The sequence below is a fragment of the Streptomyces sp. NPDC037421 genome (genome assembly GCF_055602105.1).
Genome location: NZ_JBVJWV010000006.1, coordinates 53,961 through 71,308, shown reverse-complemented (window position 1 = coordinate 71,308; position 17,348 = coordinate 53,961). Strand labels below are relative to the sequence as shown.

Here is a 17,348-nt window from a genome sequence, read left to right as displayed (position 1 = left end):
GTCATCCGGGCCGGATTCCGCCGCGCCGGGGCCTTCCGCCGAGCCTTCCGCCGCCCGGGTTCCTGAGCCCGCGGCCGCACGCGCCACCGGCCGGGCCGGTCGGCGGCAGGGGCCCGCGGCTCCAGCCCCCGGGCCCCGGGTTCCGAGGGCCGGGCGCCGAGGGGCGTCAGCCCGTCGTGCCCGCCGGCTGGCAGCCGACCAGCTCCACCATCGTGGCCCGCCCCGTGGTCTTCAGGGTGACCATCTCGTCCACCCGCTTCGCGTCCTGCCCGAACGTGAAGTCCGCGCGGCCCACCTCGCCGTGCTGCTCGTCCTGGGAGCTGAGGGTGCACACGCCGGTGACCGAGGCCTCCTTGCGGACCTCCAGGTGCACCTTGACCTCGCTGTCGGAGACGATCTGGAACTTGATCACCTCGGCGCTGACGCTCTGCCCGCCGACGTAGTCCCAGCCGATCCAGCCGACCACGGCCAGCAGCCCGACCCCGAGGACCGACCCGACGATCTTCAGCTTCCGGTCCGCGCGCTCGTCCGCCGACCGGCCGTACCGGCCCTCGGGGAGCCCTTCGCGCACCGCGCTCATGATCGATTCCTCTCGTCGGGGAGGGGTGGGGCACCCAGGAATTTTCCAACCCCCGATTCGGTCAATATAGAGGCTGACCGTCGCGCCGAATCACAGAGGATCCTGTCTTGACCGAGCAGCTTCGACTGATGGCCGTTCACGCCCACCCCGACGACGAGTCGAGCAAGGGCGCGGCCACGATGGCCAAGTACGTGTCCGAGGGGGTGCCGGTGCTCGTGGTCACCTGCACCGGCGGCGAGCGCGGCTCCGTGCTGAACCCCAAGCTCCAGGGCGACACGTACATCGAGGAGAACATCCACGAGGTGCGCGCCAAGGAGATGGACGAGGCCCGCGAGATCCTCGGCATCGACCAGGAATGGCTCGGGTACGTCGACTCCGGCCTCCCCGAGGGCGACCCGCTGCCGCCGCTGCCCGAGGGCTGCTTCGCCCTCGCGGACGTGGAGGAGGCCGCCGGCGAGCTGGTGAAGAAGATCCGCGCCTTCAAGCCGCAGGTCATCACCACCTACGACGAGAACGGCGGCTACCCGCACCCCGACCACATCATGACCCACAAGATCACGATGGTGGCCTTCGACGGCGCGGCCGACACCGACAAGTTCCCCGAGGCCGAGTACGGCGCCCCGTACCAGCCGCAGAAGCTCTACTACAACCAGGGCTTCAACAAGCCGCGCACCATCGCCCTCCACGAGGCGCTCCTCTCCCGCGGCCTGGAATCCCCCTACGGCGAATGGCTGGAGCGCTGGAAGGAGTTCGAGCGCAAGGAGCGGACCCTGACCACCCACGTCCCCTGCTCCGACTTCTTCGAGATCCGCGACAAGGCCCTCATCGCGCACGCCACGCAGATCGACCCGGACGGCGGCTGGTTCCGCGTCCCCATGGAGATCCAGAAGGAGGTCTGGCCCACCGAGGAGTACGAGCTCGCCAAGTCGCTCGTCGACACCTCCCTCCCCGAGTCCGACCTCTTCGCGGGCATCCGGGAGAATGCTTAGCCATGAGCGCTACCCAGGCAGCAATCACCCAGTTCCTTCCGCTGGCCGCCGACACCTTCGACAAGAACAAGGTGACCCCGGGCCTCCTCGGGTTCATCGTGTTCGCCGCCCTCGCCCTCGGCGTGTGGGGCCTGATGAAGTCGATGAGCAAGCACATGGGCCGCGTCGACTTCGAGGAAGCCCCCGCGCCGGCCGCCACCCCGGCAGCCGACGCCTCCAAGGCGTAGGACCACAGCACGGCGCGGCAGCGCCGTCCCGCCCCGGGCGGGACGGCGCTCACGCGCGCGCCGCTACGGCCTCGGCACCGGCACGCCCATGACCTCCCGCGCCCGCAGGTTCGGGACCAGGCCCAGGCGCCACGCCTGCCAGCCCTCCGCCGGATCCACCTCGCGCGCCAGCACCACCCCGTACGTCTCCAGGCAGTCCTCCAGCCGGCCGTCCCGCAGCGGATGCGGAGCCGCCGCCAGCCGGGCCAGCTCCGCCCGCGCCTCCTCCAGCGCCGAATCGCCCGCGCCCGCGTACGGCAGCATCGTGCAGCGCAGGAACCGCGCCCAGTCCTCCCCGCGCCGGTCCCCGTACGACACGAACAGCCGCACCGCGTCCTCGCACAGCCCGACCGCCTGCGGCACCCGCCCGTTCCCCGCGTCGATCACCGCCAGCTCCACACAGGTCCACCCCTCGCCGTGCGCCAGCCCGATCCGCCGGAAGTCCGCCCGCGCGTCCACCAGCAGCTGCCGCGCGAACCCGGAGTTGCGCAGGTTCCCCGTCTGCGCCGCCCGCTGGTCCCGCGTCACCCGCCCCGAGTGGTAGCGGGCGTGCGCCAGCCCGTACACGTCCCGCATCCGCGAGAACATCGTCCGGGCCCGCTCCAGCTCCCGCACCGCCCGGTCCCGCTCACCGTCCTCCTCCAGCGCCTGCCCCAGGTAGTACAGCGTCCACGCCTCACCCCGCGCGTCCTCCGCCAGCCGGTGCCGCGCCAGCGCGTCCCGCAGCCGCGCCAGCGCCGCCTCGGGATCACCGTCCACCACCCGGGCCCGCCCCAGCTGCGTCAGCGCCCACGCCTCACCCCGGTCGTCCCGCGTCCGCCCGTACAGGCCCAGCGCCAGCCGCAGCTCCTCCTCCGCCCGCGCCACCTCACCCGTCCGCAGGTACACCTGCCCCAGCTGGAAGTGCGCCCACGCCTCACCGTGCACGCTCTCGCTCTCCCGGTGCAGCTCCAAAGACCGCTCCAGCAGCGCCACCGCCTCCCCCAGCCGCGCCCGGTCCCGCTCCACCGCCCCCAGCGCGTGCAGCGCCCACGCCCGGTCGCCCGCCAGCTCCTCCGGCTCCTGGAGCACCAGCGCCTCCCGGATCCGAGCCGCCGCCTCCGGCAGATTGCCCTGGTGGTGCAGCGTGATCCCGAGCGACACCAGCGCCATCCCCGCGCCCGCCTCCTGCTGCGCCTCCCGGTACTGGTCCACCAGCGACGTCAGCGTCGTACGCGACTTGTCCAGCTCGCCCAGCTGACGCGCCGCGATACCCGTACGCCACTGCACCGAACGGTTCAGCCGCCCCTGGTCCACCGCCCGCGTCAGCTCGTTGATCTCACCGAGCCGGTACAGGTCCCCGCGCAGCAGACAGAAATCGCACAGCGCCCCCAGCAGGTCCAGCACCGCCTGCTGGTCCACCCCCTCCGAATGCCGCAGCGCCGCCGTGATGAAGCTCGACTCGTCGTCCAGCCATCTCAGCGCCGCGTCCAGCGACGCGAAACCGTGCCCCCCGAAGTGATTCGCCCGCGTCGACATCTTCCCGTCGACCATCCGGATCACCGAGTCCGCCAGCTGCGCGTAGTCCCGGACCAGCCGCTCGTGCGCGGCCGCCGCCTCCGCCCGGTCCTCGTCCGCCGCCAGCCGCGCCGCCGCGTACGAGCGCACCGCGTCGTGCATCCGGTACCGCTCCCCGCGCACGAGGTCCAGCAGACCCGCCCGCGCCAGCTCGCCCAGCAGCCGCCCGGCCTCCACCCGGTCCGCGCCCGCCAGCGCCGCCGCCGCGGCCGCCCCCAGCGAGGCCCGCCCCGCCAGCGTCAGCCGCCGCAGCAGCCGGCGCCGCTCCTCCGGCAGCCGTACGTAGGCCAGCTCCAGGGCGTGCTCCAGACCCCCGCCCCCACCGCCGTCCGAGGCCCGCGCCGACCCCAGCGGAGCCAGCACCCGCAACGCCAGCGGCAGCCCCGCACCCAGCTCCAGCAGCCCCTCCAGCGCCGCCCCCTCCGGCGCCGCCTCACCCGCCGCCCGCGCCCCGGCGCGCAGCACCTCGGCCGCCTCCTCCCGCGCGAGCCGCACCACCGGCAGCTGGTACACCCACGCCCCCAGGTCCCCGGGCAGCTCCAGCGGCTCCCGCGCCGTGACCAGCACCAGGCTCTCCGAGCGCTCCGGCACCAGCGCCCGCACCTGCCGCGCGTCCACCGTGTCGTCCAGCACCACCGTCACCGGGAACCCCTGCAGGTGCTGGTGGTACAGCTCGGTCAGCCGGCGCACCTGGGACTCCGCCGACGCCCCCTCGCGGAACAGCAACTGCTCGCGCGGCGCCCCCAGCCGGTTCAGCAGGTGCAGCAGCGCCTCCCGCGTCGACAGCGGAGCCTCGCCCGCACCCGTGGCCCCGCCCCGCAGGTCCACCACGCACGCCCCGCGGAACTGGTCCCGCAGCGCGTGCGCCGCCCGCAGCGCCAGCGCCGTACGCCCCACCCCCGGCTCGCCGTGCAGCACCACCACCACCGGCCGGGTCTCCGTACTGGCCCGCGCCGCCTGCACCCACTGCGCGATCCGGGTCAGCTCCGCACGCCGGCCCGTGAACAGCGCGTCCGCGTCCGGGAGCTGCCCGAACGACTGCTCCAGCATGTTGCGCCGCCGGGCCTCCGCGCTGCGGTCGCCACCGCGCACCTTCGGCGCCACACCGTTGCCGTTGACCGGCGCCCCGCTGGCGACGCGCCCGCGCACCGGACCGCGTACCGAGGCCGCCGCCACCGCCCGCTCCTGCTCCAGGAACGGCCGGATCCCGCGCACCTCCAGCGCCGTCAGCCACTGCAGCCGCAGCTGCTCCGGCCCGCCCGGCCGGCCCGCCGCCCCGGCCCGCCGGTTCGCCGCCGGCACGTGCAGCGCCGTCACCTTGGCCACCGTCGCCGCCGCCCCCGCGACGCCCACGACGATCCCCGCGCTGAACGCCGTCCCCGCCTCCACCCCGAACGCCAGGTCCGCCCCGACGGCGGCGGCCGCGGCGACCCCCGTCACGAACAGCGACGCCCCGGTGTTGCCCCGCCGGAAGGCCTCCCCGAGGGACTGCTCCCCGGCGGCGGCCTCGTCCAGCGCCGCCACGTACGCCGCGTACTCCTCGGCGGCCGCCGCCGCGATCCCGTCCAGCGCCTCCCGCCCGCGCGCGAGCAACGCCTCGGGATCCCCCGCGCCCGCCCGCCGGACCTCCTCCTCGACGGCCCGGGCCAGCACCCGTTCGGCCTCGACACGATGGCTGTCCCGCATCGGCATCCTCCTCGGAGAGCTCCGGAAACGTGCGCCAAGTGTCCTGCGGGACAGTCCGGAGCGCGAGGAATCTGAGCTATTTCAGAGGGAGTTGGGGGCTCGACGGACATCCGCGTGCATATATGTACGCCCAGAAGCGGCCTAGGCTGGACGCATGACCCCACGGTGGACGGTCCTGGCCCTCAGCGCGACCCTCCTCGCGGCCTCGGCCGCCTGCCAACAGCAGCCGTCGGCCCACGGATTCACCCTCCGCTACGAGACCCCCGACCCCGCCGACGAGGACCACGCCGCCCTGCTGCGCGCCCACAAGCCCGCCGAACGCGCCGTCGCGGCCCTCAACGCCCACCTCGGCCTCCCGGCCCCCGTCACCGTCCTCGCCCGCTCCTGCTCCGGCGAGGGCACCGGCTACGACCCGGCCGCCCGCCGCATAGAACTCTGCTACGACGACCTCGCCGACGACCGGGACCTCCTGGGCGACGACGCGGCCGCCGCCGACGTCACCGCCGAAACCGTCCACCACGAAGCCGGCCACGCCCTCATCGACATCCTCGGCCTGCCCGTCGCCTCCGACCGCGCGGAGGAGGACGCCGCCGACACCTTCGCCGCGTTCATGCTCATCCGCGAAGGCCCCGAGGGCGAACGCGCCCTGCTCGCCGCCGCCGAGGCCTACCGCCTCGCACCGCCCCCCGGCCCCGGCCCGGACGAGCACGCCCCACCCGCCGAGCGCGCCGCCGCCCACCTCTGCCTGCTGCACGGCGCCGCCCCCGAACGCCACCCCTCCCTCGCCGCCCGCACCCAGGGCTGCACCCCCGCCTGGCCCACCGTCCGCGACACCTGGACCCGCGCCCTCGCACCCCTGCTCAGGCACCGTTCCCAGTGATGCCGGATCCGGCTGCCTGATGGCCCGGTCATGAGGTACACGTGAGGTGGTGCGGCAGTATGGGCGCATGCCGAACCGCCTCGCGAACGAGACCTCGCCGTACCTGCTCCAGCACGCCGACAATCCGGTCGACTGGTGGCCCTGGTCCTCGGATGCCTTCGCGGAGGCGCGGGAGCGCAACGTACCCGTTCTGCTAAGCGTTGGGTACAGCTCGTGCCATTGGTGTCATGTCATGGCCAGTGAATCGTTCGAGGACGAGCTGCCGGCCGCCTACATGAACGAACACTTCGTCAACATCAAGGTGGACCGCGAAGAGCGCCCCGACATCGACGCCGTCTACATGGAGGCCGTGCAGGCCGCGACCGGGCAGGGCGGGTGGCCCATGACCGTGTTCCTCACGCCCGAGGCCGAGCCCTTCTACTTCGGGACCTACTTCCCGCCCGAGCCCCGGCACGGGATGCCCTCCTTCATGCAGGTGCTCGAAGGCGTGCGGACCGCCTGGGTCGGGCGGCGCGAGGAGGTCGCCGAGGTCGCGCAGCGGATCGTGCGGGATCTGGCCGGGCGGCAGCTGGACTACGGGAAGGCCGGGCTGCCGGGGCCCGAGAAGCTGGGGCAGGCGCTGCTCGGGCTGACGCGGGAGTACGACGCCGCGCGGGGCGGGTTCGGCGGGGCGCCGAAGTTCCCGCCGTCCATGGTGCTGGAGTTCCTGCTGCGCCACCACGCCCGGACCGGGTCCGAGGGGGCCCTTCAGATGGCCGCCGACACCTGTGAGGCGATGGCCCGGGGCGGGATCTACGACCAGCTCGGGGGCGGGTTCGCGCGGTACTCCGTGGACCGGGAGTGGGTCGTACCCCACTTCGAGAAGATGCTGTACGACAACGCGCTGCTGTGCCGGGTGTACGCGCATCTGTGGCGGGCCACCGGTTCGGACCTGGCGCGGCGCGTCGCGCTGGAGACCGCCGACTTCATGGTGCGGGAACTGCGGACGGAGCAGGGCGGGTTCGCCTCCGCGCTCGATGCCGACAGCGAGGATCCGGTGAGCGGCAAGCACGTCGAGGGGGCGTACTACGCCTGGACGCCCGCGCAGCTGGCCGAGGTGCTGGGGGAGGACGACGGCGCTCTCGCCGCCGCGTACTTCGGGGTGACCGAGGAGGGGACCTTCGAGCACGGCAAGTCGGTGCTGCAACTGCCGCAGGACGGGCCGGTGGTGGAGGGGGAGAGGGTCGCCTCGATCAAGGAACGGCTGCTCGGAGCGCGGGGCCGGCGGCCCGCGCCCGGGCGGGACGACAAGGTCGTCGCCGCCTGGAACGGGCTGGCCGTCTCCGCGCTCGCCGAGTGCGGGGCCTTCTTCGAGCGGCCCGACCTGGTCGAGCGGGCGATCGAGGCCGCCGACCTGCTCGTGCGGGTGCACATGGACGGGAGGGCCCGGCTGGCGCGGACCAGCAAGGACGGGCGGGTCGGGGCCAATGCCGGGGTGCTGGAGGACTACGGGGACGTCGCCGAGGGGTTCCTGACGCTGGCCTCCGTCACCGGGGAGGGGGTGTGGCTGGAATTCGCCGGGTTCCTCGTCGACCTGGTCATGGCCCGGTTCACCGCCGAGGACGGCTCGCTCTACGACACCGCCCACGACGCCGAGCAGCTGATCCGCCGGCCGCAGGACCCCACCGACACCGCGGCCCCCTCGGGCTGGACGGCTGCCGCCGGCGCGCTGCTCTCGTACGCCGCGCACACCGGTTCTGAGGCCCACCGGGAGGCGGCGGAGCGGGCGCTCGGGGTGGTGCACGCCCTCGGGCCGCGCGCCCCGCGGTTCATCGGGCACGGTCTGGCTGTGGCGGAGGCGCTGGTGGACGGGCCGCGGGAGGTGGCCGTGGTGGGTCATCCGGAGGATCCGGCGACGGCCGCGCTGCACCGGACGGCGTTGCTGGCGACGGCTCCGGGGGCCGTGGTGGCGGTCGGGCTGCCGCGCAAGGCGGACGGGAGCGGTGGGGAGTTCCCACTTCTGGCCGAGCGCACACTCGTGCACGACCTTCCGACGGCGTATGTGTGCCGTCATTTCGTCTGCGCGCGGCCTACGACGGAACTCGTCTCACTGGCTGAGCAGTTGGGTGTGGTTCATCACTGATTGTGGCAGAGTGGCGTCAATTCCGGTTGCCGCACTACCACTTGGAAACGTGGTTTTTATTCGAGTGGCGCCTGAGTTTCATTTTCACTGTCTAGTCTCGTGTCTTCGGGAGTAACGAGACGGCGCACTGGGGGGTGCGCGCGTGTGGGGGATGCGGGGGCGGCAGGCCGGGGGGCCGGGCCGTCTCCGGGGGGTTTTCGATCGCCGCCTGGGGTTGCGGCTCGGCTGTGGGGGACAGTTTGCTCACCTCTGTCTTTATTGCCGCCATTTCTCTGGCGCTCTTCTGGATGGCCGCGTTCACGCTGTGGTGGCAGATGCACGCCTGGCGGACGCCCGAGACGCTCGCCTCGACCCGTTTCGACAGCCCTGACGGCGGGGGACGGCTGGCCTTCTCGCTGCTGCTGCCCGCCCGCCACGAGCAGGCCGTGCTGGAGCACACCATCGACCGGCTGCTCGAATCGAGCCACACCGACTACGAGATCATCGTCATCGTCGGCCACGACGACCCCGAGACGGCCGCCGTCGCCGAGCGCGCCGCCGTACGCGCGCCCGAGCGGGTACGCGTCGTCGTCGACCACAACGAGACCAAGAACAAGCCGAAGGCCCTCAACACCGCCCTCCCGCACTGCCGGGGCGACATCGTCGGGGTCTTCGACGCCGAGGACCAGGTCCACCCCGAGCTGCTCACCCACGTCGACCACGCCTTCCGCTCCACCGGCGCGGACGTGGTCCAGGGCGGGGTGCAGCTGATCAACTTCCACTCCAGCTGGTACAGCCTGCGCAACTGCCTGGAGTACTTCTTCTGGTTCCGCTCCCGCCTGCACCTGCACGCCGAGAAGGGCTTCATCCCGCTGGGCGGCAACACCGTCTTCGTGCGCACCGCGGTGCTGCGCGAGGCCGGCGGCTGGGACCAGAACTGCCTCGCCGAGGACTGCGACCTGGGCGTGCGGCTGTCGTCGGTGGGCAAGAAGGTGGTCGTCGCGTACGACTCCGACATGGTCACCCGTGAGGAGACCCCGGGCTCGCTGATGAGCCTGCTCAAGCAGCGCACCCGCTGGAACCAGGGCTTCCTCCAGGTCTACCGGAAGAAGGACTGGCAGCAGCTGCCCGGCCGCGGGCAGCGCTGGCTGGCCCGCTACACCCTGATGACCCCGTTCATGCAGGCGGCCACCGGGGTGATCATCCCGCTCAACTTCGCGGTGGCGGTCTTCCTCGACGTGCCCGTGGGCATCGCGATCATCACCTTCCTCCCCATGATCACGGCGATGGTGACGTTCGTCTTCGAGATCGTCGGCCTGCACGACTTCGGCCGCCAGTACGGCCTGCGCGTGCGGTTCACGCACTACCTCAAGCTCATCGTGGGAGGTCCCTTCTACCAGGTGCTGCTGGCGGGCGCCGCGATCCGTGCGGTCTGGCGCGAGCAGCGCGGCCGCAACGAGTGGGAGCTGACCAGCCACACCGGCGCCCACCTGACCTCCGCCACCTCCGCCGCCTCCGCCACTCCGATCCGAGAGGACAGCCTCCAGTGACCGCCACCCTGCCCACGGCCACTGATCCCCAGCCGGCTGACACCACCGACACCGCCCAGCTGCTGCCCGTACGCCGTCCGCCCGGCTCCGGCGGTGCCGGTTCCGCGGGCCCCGGCGGCCGCGGCGGCGGCCTCGGGGTGCGCCCGGCGGCGTTCGCGCGCCCGATGGTGCGCTTCCGCTCCTCCCGCCCGGACCTGCTGCTCTGCGGTGCGATCCTGCTGGCGATCCTCCTCGTACAGGGCTGGAACATCACCAACTTCCCGACCCTGAGCGACGACGAGGGCACGTACCTCGCCCAGGCGTGGGCCGTCCAGCAGGGCGACGGGCTGGCCCACTACACGTACTGGTACGACCATCCGCCGCTGGGCTGGATACAGGTCGCGGGCCTGACGTACCTGCCCGCCCTCTTCGTGCCCGACTGGATGACGGTCGCGCCGATGCGCTTCTCGATGCTGGCCGTCTCCGCCGCGAGCTCGGTGCTGATGTACGTGCTGGCGCGCCGGCTGTGGCTGCCGCGCTGGGCGGCGGGGCTGGCGATGGGGCTCTTCGGCCTGTCGCCGCTGTCGGTGGTCCTCCAGCGGGAGATCTTCCTCGACAACCTCGCCGTGATGTGGATGCTGCTGGCCTTCTGCCTCGCCGCGTCCCCCAGCCGCCACCTGTGGCACCACTTCGGCTCGGGCCTGGCGGCCGCCACCGCCGTCCTGACCAAGGAGACGATGCTGGTCGTGCTCCCGGCGCTGCTGGTGACGATGTGGCGCCACAGCCACCGCGACACCCGCAAGTTCGCCGTGACCGGGGCGATCACCGCCTGCGCGCTGATAGGGCTGTCCTACCCGCTGTACGCCCTGCTCAACAACGAGCTGCTGCCCGGCGCCGGGCACGTCTCGCTGATCGACGGCATCACCTACCAGATGAGCCGCCCCGGCTCCGGCTTCATCCTCGAATCCGGCACCGGCTCGAACGGGGTCTTCCGGTCGTGGCTGTACTACGACGCGGTCCTGCCGCTCGGCGGGCTGGCCGGTGCCGTGCTGCTGCTGGCCACCCACCGCTGGTCGGTGACCGCCCGCGCGCTCGCCGGGCCGGCCCTGGCCGTCGTGATCCTGGCCGTGGTCGCGATGCGGCCCTCCGGCTACCTCCCGGCGATGTACGTGATCCAGGCGCTGCCGTTCCTCGCCCTGGTCCTCGCCGGGGGCGCGGCCAGCGTCACGCACGCCGTGCTGCGCCGCCGCCGTGCGCCGGGGGAGCGCCGGGGCGTGGTGTACGCGCGCCGTGCGCTGGTCGGCGTACTCGCCGTAGCGGCCGCCGCGTTCGTACTGCCGCGCTGGTACGAGGGCAACCGGACCGCCCTGACCGTCGACGCCAACGCCCCCTACCGGCAGGCGGCGGCCTGGCTCGGACGTGAGGTGGCCGATCCGGCGAACACCCGCGTCCTCGTCGACGACGCGCTCTGGCTCGACGCCGTTCACCACGGTTTTGCACCCGGGGACGGGGCAATCTGGTTCTACAAGGCGGACCTCGACCCGGCCGTCACCAAGACCCTGCCGCGGGGGTGGCGGGACATCGACTACGTGGTCTCCTCGCCCACCGTGCGTCGCGACGCGGCGGACCTGCCCAACGTGAAGGCTGCTCTGGAGCATTCGACCGCGGTCGCCGTCTTCGGTACGGGCGAGGACCGTATCGAGATCCGCCGGACCGACCGCGAGAGTGGGAGCTGAACCACGATGAGCGAGGACCTGTGGCCCCCGCATGCCCTGGATGATCCGGAAGTCGACGCTCCGCCGGGGGCGGCCGGCGGCAGCGTCACCCTGATCGTCCCGACCTTCAACGAGTCCGCGAACGTGGCGGAGCTGCTCGGCCGGCTCCGCGCGGCCGTTCCCGGCCGGCAGCCCTTCGAGGTGCTGTTCGTCGACGACTCCACCGACGACACCCCCGCCGTGATCGAGAAGGAGGCCGCCGGCTGCCCCTTCCCGGTCTCCGTACTGCACCGCGACAGCCCGGACGGGGGCCTCGGCGGGGCCGTCGTCGCCGGGATCGAGCGGGTCGGCTCCGACTGGGTCGTCGTCATGGACGCCGACCTCCAGCACCCGCCCCACCTGGTCCCCGAACTCGTCGGCGAGGGCGAGCGCACCGGGGCCGACCTCGTCGTCGCCTCCCGCTACCTGCCCGGCGGCAGCCGCGCGGGGCTCGCCGGCGGCTACCGCGTCGCCGTCTCGCGCGGCGCGACCTGGCTGGCCAAGGGGCTCTTCCCGCGCGCCCTGCGCGGCATCAGCGACCCGATGAGCGGCTTCTTCGCGGTCCGCCGCACGGCGGTGGCGGGTGCGGTGCTCCAGCCCCTCGGCTACAAGATCCTGCTGGAGCTCGCCGTCCGCTGCCGCCCCGAGCGGCGCGCCGAGGTCCCCTTCGTCTTCCAGGACCGCTTCGCCGGGGAGTCCAAGTCCACCGCCCGGGAGGGGCTGCGCTTCCTGACGCACCTCGCGGCGCTGCGCTCGGCGAGCCCGCTGGCCCGGATGATCGGCTTCGGGCTGATCGGCCTCTCCGGCTTCGTGCCCAACCTGCTGGCGCTCTGGCTGCTGACCCGCGCAGGGATGCAGTACCTCGCCGCCGAGGTGCTCGCCAACCAGGCCGGGGTCCTGTGGAACTTCCTGTTCATCGAGACGCTGCTCTTCCGCGACCGGCGCCGCCACCGCCACTGGGCGGACCGCCTCGGCCGCTTCGCCCTCCTCGCCAACGCCGACCTGCTGCTGCGCATCCCGGTCATCGCGCTGTTCGTGGGCCGCTTCGGCATGGAGGTGCTGCCCGCGACCGCCCTCGCGCTGGTCACCACGTTCGTCCTGCGCTTCGCCGCCACCGAAGCGCTCGTCTACCTGCCGCGCGGGCCACGTGCGGAGCGCACCACCAGGAGTTGAGCCGTACCGAAAGGACCCACGTATGCGTAGGAAGATCCGACGGGGGGCGGGGCGCCGGGCCGCTCTGGTCGCCGTCGGCGCGATGACCGCCAGCCTGCTCCTGACCGCACCCCAGCAGGCCACGGCCGGAGCGCCGAACCTGCTGACCAACCCCGGCTTCGAGACCGCCGGTCCGGCCGGCTCCGACATGCCCGCCTGCTGGTCGAAATCGGGCTGGGGCGACAACGACTTCACCTTCGCCACCGTCGCCGACTCCCACAGCGGCACCAAGGCCATGAAGGTCTCGGTGACCCGCCGGGTCAGCGGCGACCGCAAGGCCCTGGTCACCGAGAACGCCGCCTGTGCCCCGACCGTGGTGCCGGGCAAGCAGTACGACCTGTCCGCCTGGTACAAGTCGGACACCCCTGACGTGTCGGTGACGGTGTTCCGCCACGACACCACCGCCGGCTGGCAGTACTGGACCGACCTTCAGAACCCGCCGGTCAGCGCCGCGTGGGCGCGTACGGAGGTCCGTACGCCCGCCGTCCCGCCGAACACCGACAAGATCGCGTGGGGTCTGTCCGTCTACGGCGTGGGCACCCTCACCACCGACGACTACGCGTTGGAGGAGGTGGGCGCGGTCCCGCCGCAGCCCGCCTGCACGGGCACGGCCGAGCAGTGCGCCAAGGGCAAGTGGGAGGTGATGGCGGCCCAGAACCCGGTGCGCTCGATGCACGCCGTGGTCCTGAAGAACGGCAAGGTGCTCCTGATCGCCGGCTCCGGCAACGACATCTCCCAGTTCAACGCGGGGACCTTCACCTCCGCCGTCTACGACCCGGTGGCGGGCAGCGTCAAGACGATCCCGACGCCGGTGGACATGTTCTGCTCCGGGCACGTGCAGCTGGCCGACGGCCGGGTGCTGGTGATGAGCGGCAACAAGGGCTATCCGTCCGCCGACGGGAAGATCGGATACCAGGGGCTGAAGGACTCGTACGTCTTCGACCCGGCGACCGAGCAGTACACGAAGACCAACGACATGAACGGCGGCCACTGGTACCCGTCCGCCACCATCCTCGGCAACGGTGACGTCATCTCCTTCGGCGGGCTGAAGGAGGACTCCACGGGCAACGTCACGGCGGAGAAGTTCTCGGCGGCGCAGAACAAGTGGCTGCCGATGAACGAGGTCAACCAGACCTGGTCGTACTGGGGCCTGTACCCGTCGATGATCCTCATGCAGGACGGCCGGCTCTTCTACTCCGGCAGCCACACCTTCGGCAACGGCACGCCCGGCTCGGGCGCCTCGGTCTACGACTACGACGCCAACACCATCACGGACGTGCCCGGCCTGCGGAAGAAGGACGAGCGGGACGAGTCGGCGAGCGTCCTGCTGCCCCCGGCTCAGGACCAGCGGGTGCTGACCGTCGGCGGCGGCAACAACGAGACCAACCCGGCGGCCAACCGGCTCACCGACATCATCGACCTGAAGAAGCCGAGCCCCGCCTACACGGCGGGCCCCGACCTCCCGCAGGGCCTCGTCGACACCGGCACGGGCAAGCGTCCCCAGACCGGTGCCGAGGGCAAGATGTACGTCTCCGCGGTGCTGCTGCCCGACGGCAAGGTGCTGGAGACCGGCGGCGGCCTCCACGACCGGGCCGACCCGGTCTTCGAGGCCTCGTTCTTCGACCCGGCGAACAACACCTACCAGGCGGGCCTCGCCACCGACCCGATCCCGCGCACCTACCACTCGGGGGCGTTCCTGCTGCCCGACGGTCGGGTCATGTCGGTCGGCGACAACCCGGGCAACGGCACGTACAACCACGCGGTGTCCGTCTACACCCCGCCCTACCTGTTCAAGGGGCCGCGCCCGAAGCTCACCTCGGTGATCGACACGGAGTGGGTGTACGGGGACACGCAGCGGATCACCGTCGACCGGCCGATCGCCAAGGCGGAACTGATCCGCCCGGCGGCGGTCACCCACTCCTCCGACCCCAACCAGCGGTTCGTGGACCTGCCGATGACGGTGATCGACAACAAGACCATCGACCTCAACGTCACGAGCAACCCCAACCTGGCGCCGCCCGGCTGGTACATGCTGTTCGGGGTCGACGCGAACGGCGTCCCGTCGGTCGCGACCTGGGTCCACCTGGGCGGGGCCCCCGCACTGGCGGCGGCGGCGAAGGCGGACGGGAAGCAGCTGCCCGCCCCGCACGAGCACTCCTTCGCCGACAAGCTGGCCGCGCCCAAGGCCAACCCCGCGCAGCGGGACGCGGCCCCGGTCGCGCCCACCGTGGCCGGCTGCGACCGGCACTACGGAACGGCGAGCATCTGCGTACCGGGCACCTTCCCGGCGGAGGTGAAGAAGACGACCAAGGACCGCTGCGAGTGGCTGGCCGCCCACCAGTTCCCGAAGCGGATGAAGGTCAACGGCAGCGACCCGCTGCGGCTGGACCCGGACAGGGACGGCTACGCCTGCTGAGCGCGTAACGCCCCAAGTGCACCCGTTTGACGGCCCGTCGTCCCCTGTGGGAGGCGGGCCGTCCTCCTACGCTGGGCGTCGGTTTCTCCGGCCCGCCCCGTTCCGGTCGAAAGGTTCCGCGCCCATGCCCGTGACCGCCCCGTCCACTCCGCGCCGTCCTTGGCCCGCCGTGCTGCTGGCCTGCGCCCTGCTCGGTCCGCCGGTGCTCGCGGGGCAGGCGCGGGCCGCGGACGGCATCGGCAGCATCAAGGAGTTCACGCCCCCCACGGCGGGCAGCGGGCCGGTCGGCATCACCGCGGGGCCCGACGGCAACGTGTGGTTCACCGAGAACGCGACCAACAGGATCGGGCGGATCACCCCGGACGGGAAGATCAAGGAGTTCCGGGTACGCACCGCCGGCAGCCTCCCGGACGACATCACCTCCGCCGCCGACGGCAACCTGTGGTTCACGGCGCCCTCCGGCAAGCGGATCGGGCGCATCACGACCTCCGGCAGGATCACCGAGTTCCCGCTGTCGCGGGCCGGCACCTACCCGGTGGGCATCACCGGGGGGCCGGACGGCAACGTGTGGTTCGCCGACTCCGGGGCCGTCCGCGTCGGGCGGGTCACGCCGTCCGGCAAGGTCACCGACTTCCCGCTGCCCGCGACGGAGAGCGCCCCGTACCGGATCACGAACGGACCGGACGGGAACCTGTGGTTCACCGAGCCCGCCACCAACCGGATCGGGAAGATCACCCCGTCCGGCAAGGTCACCGGGTACCCGCTGCCGAACGCGGAGGGCGCCCCCTTCAACATCGCCGCCGGACCGGACGGGAACCTCTGGTTCACCGACCCGAACTCCAACGCCATCGGGCGGATCACCCGGCACGGCCAGGTCAGGATGTTCCCCCTGCCCACGGGTAACAGCGGGCCGGTCGGCATCGCGGCGGGCCCGGACGGGAACCTCTGGTTCGGCGAGTCCAACATCAACCGGATCGGGCGGATCACCCCGGGCGGCCAGGTCACCGAGTTCCCCGTGCCCACCCCCGATGTGGACAGCACGCCGTTCCACATCACCGCCGGCCCCGACGGGAACATGTGGTTCACGGAGATGCTCGGCAACCGGATCGGGCGGGTGAAGGTCGGGGGCCGGGCCGCCGATCTGGCCGTCCGGCTGGCGGCCCCGGGCAGGGCCCGCGCGGGCGACGCGTACACCTGCACGGTGACGGTGACCAACCACGGCCGTTCCGCCGCGGCCGGCACGGTCGTGCGGCTGGCCAAGCCCCGCGGCGCTTACACGGTGTCGGCCACTCCGCAGGCCAAGCGCCCCACCGCGGACGAGCTGACCTGGGCCGTGGGACCCCTGCGCGCGGGGGAGAAGCGCACCTTCCGCGTCGTGGTGCGGCTGAAGAACAAGGGTGCGGTCGAGGCTGCGGCCAGGGTCACCGCCGCCACGTTCGACCCGGCCACCGGGAACAACGCGGTGACCGCCCGCACCACCGTCTCGGGCCGCTGAGGCCCGGGGGCCCGGGGGCCGCCTACGCGTGCCGGTACGCGGCCAGCGAGATGCCGACGTAGTGGGCCACGAAGGCGGCGAGCGTCAGGGAGTGGAAGACCTCGTGGAAGCCGAAGAAGCGGGGGGAGGGGTTGGGGCGCTTCATCCCGTAGATGACCCCGCCCACGCTGTAGAGCAGACCTCCGACGATCACCAGGACGAGGACGGCGATCCCGCCGGTGCGCATGAAGTCGGGCAGGAAGAACACGGCCGCCCACCCCATCGCGATGTAGCACGGGGTGTACAGCCAGCGCGGGGCGCCGACCCAGAAGACCCGGAAGGCGATGCCGGCCGCGGCCGCGATCCACACCGCCCACAGCAGGGGCTTGCCGGTGGAGTCGGGCAGCAGCAGGACCGCGAGCGGGGTGTAGGTGCCCGCGATGATCAGGAAGATGTTCGCGTGGTCGAGCCGCCGCAGGACGGCTTCGCCGCGCGGCCCCCACGTACCGCGGTGGTAGACGGCGCTGACGCCGAAGAGCAGGCAGGCGGTGAGGACGTACACCCCGCAGGCGACGCGGGCCTTCGTCGAGTCGGTGAAGGCCATCAGCACCAGGCCGGCGATCACCACGGCGGGGAACATCCCGGTGTGCAGCCAGCCGCGCATCAGCGGCTTGGCCTCCGGAGCTGCCGGAACGACCGGTACAGCCGGCACGGCGGCGGCGTCTGAAGTCATGGTCCACATGCTACCTACGGGTCCGTAGGTTTCGGTTTTCCTCTTTACGGAAGATTGACGGACGTGGCGATGCTCACGTGAGAGGCCCCCTGGACATATGCGCACATCCACCGGATGATCAGATGAGTGCGGTCGGCACCGGATGAGCGGAGCGCGAAGCGTCCGGGTCGC

Annotated in this window: 12 protein-coding genes; 9 read left to right on the top strand and 3 right to left on the bottom strand. The window is 72.4% G+C overall.

All coding sequences use genetic code 11. The annotated features are described in order from the left end of the window. Positions 1–166 precede the first annotated feature (166 nt). The gene (locus ACZ7IF_RS11355) at positions 167–580 is read right to left on the bottom strand and encodes a DUF4307 domain-containing protein (protein WP_470967141.1); all 414 of its coding nucleotides are present in this window, start codon (positions 578–580) and stop codon (positions 167–169) included. Positions 581–687: 107 nt separating this feature from the next. On the opposite strand from ACZ7IF_RS11355, the gene mca reads away from it, so the two are divergent. Next, entirely contained in the window at positions 688–1,569 is an 882-nt protein-coding gene (mca, locus tag ACZ7IF_RS11350) for a mycothiol conjugate amidase Mca (protein ID WP_470967134.1), read from the top strand. Positions 1,570–1,571: 2 nt separating this feature from the next. After that, the gene (locus tag ACZ7IF_RS11345) at positions 1,572–1,796 is read left to right on the top strand and encodes a hypothetical protein (protein ID WP_470967127.1); all 225 of its coding nucleotides are present in this window, start codon (positions 1,572–1,574) and stop codon (positions 1,794–1,796) included. Between the two features lie 63 nt (positions 1,797–1,859). Here ACZ7IF_RS11345 and ACZ7IF_RS11340 read toward each other — a convergent pair whose 3' ends face one another. Beyond that, the gene (locus ACZ7IF_RS11340) at positions 1,860–5,078 is read right to left on the bottom strand and encodes a tetratricopeptide repeat protein (RefSeq protein WP_470967125.1); all 3,219 of its coding nucleotides are present in this window, start codon (positions 5,076–5,078) and stop codon (positions 1,860–1,862) included. A gap of 154 nt (positions 5,079–5,232) precedes the next feature. Between ACZ7IF_RS11340 and ACZ7IF_RS11335 the strand changes: the two genes are divergently transcribed. From ACZ7IF_RS11335 to ACZ7IF_RS11305, 7 genes are all read left to right on the top strand, one after another. Continuing rightward, entirely contained in the window at positions 5,233–5,958 is a 726-nt protein-coding gene (locus ACZ7IF_RS11335; RefSeq protein WP_470967122.1) for a DUF4344 domain-containing metallopeptidase, read from the top strand. Positions 5,959–6,025: 67 nt separating this feature from the next. After that, positions 6,026–8,080: a thioredoxin domain-containing protein gene (locus ACZ7IF_RS11330; protein ID WP_470967119.1), complete on the top strand. Its 2,055-nt coding sequence runs from the start codon at positions 6,026–6,028 to the stop codon at positions 8,078–8,080. Positions 8,081–8,319: 239 nt separating this feature from the next. Next, on the top strand, positions 8,320–9,609 hold the full coding sequence (locus tag ACZ7IF_RS11325) for a glycosyltransferase (protein WP_470967115.1): 1,290 nt from the start codon (positions 8,320–8,322) through the stop codon (positions 9,607–9,609). Then, positions 9,606–11,324 (top strand): ArnT family glycosyltransferase, encoded by a 1,719-nt coding sequence (locus tag ACZ7IF_RS11320; protein WP_470967109.1) that lies wholly within the window; start codon positions 9,606–9,608, stop codon positions 11,322–11,324. Before ACZ7IF_RS11325 ends, ACZ7IF_RS11320 begins: the two co-directional genes overlap by 4 nt. 6 nt (positions 11,325–11,330) lie before the next feature. After that, positions 11,331–12,515: a glycosyltransferase gene (locus ACZ7IF_RS11315; protein ID WP_470967105.1), complete on the top strand. Its 1,185-nt coding sequence runs from the start codon at positions 11,331–11,333 to the stop codon at positions 12,513–12,515. 22 nt (positions 12,516–12,537) lie between these two features. After that, entirely contained in the window at positions 12,538–14,970 is a 2,433-nt protein-coding gene (locus tag ACZ7IF_RS11310; protein ID WP_470967099.1) for a galactose oxidase-like domain-containing protein, read from the top strand. Positions 14,971–15,094: 124 nt separating this feature from the next. Further along, positions 15,095–16,465: a virginiamycin B lyase family protein gene (locus ACZ7IF_RS11305; RefSeq protein ID WP_470967095.1), complete on the top strand. Its 1,371-nt coding sequence runs from the start codon at positions 15,095–15,097 to the stop codon at positions 16,463–16,465. 22 nt (positions 16,466–16,487) lie between these two features. Here the strand turns inward: ACZ7IF_RS11305 and trhA are convergent, their stop codons facing one another. Continuing rightward, positions 16,488–17,177 (bottom strand): PAQR family membrane homeostasis protein TrhA, encoded by a 690-nt coding sequence (gene trhA / locus ACZ7IF_RS11300; RefSeq protein ID WP_470967092.1) that lies wholly within the window; start codon positions 17,175–17,177, stop codon positions 16,488–16,490. Positions 17,178–17,348 lie beyond the last annotated feature (171 nt).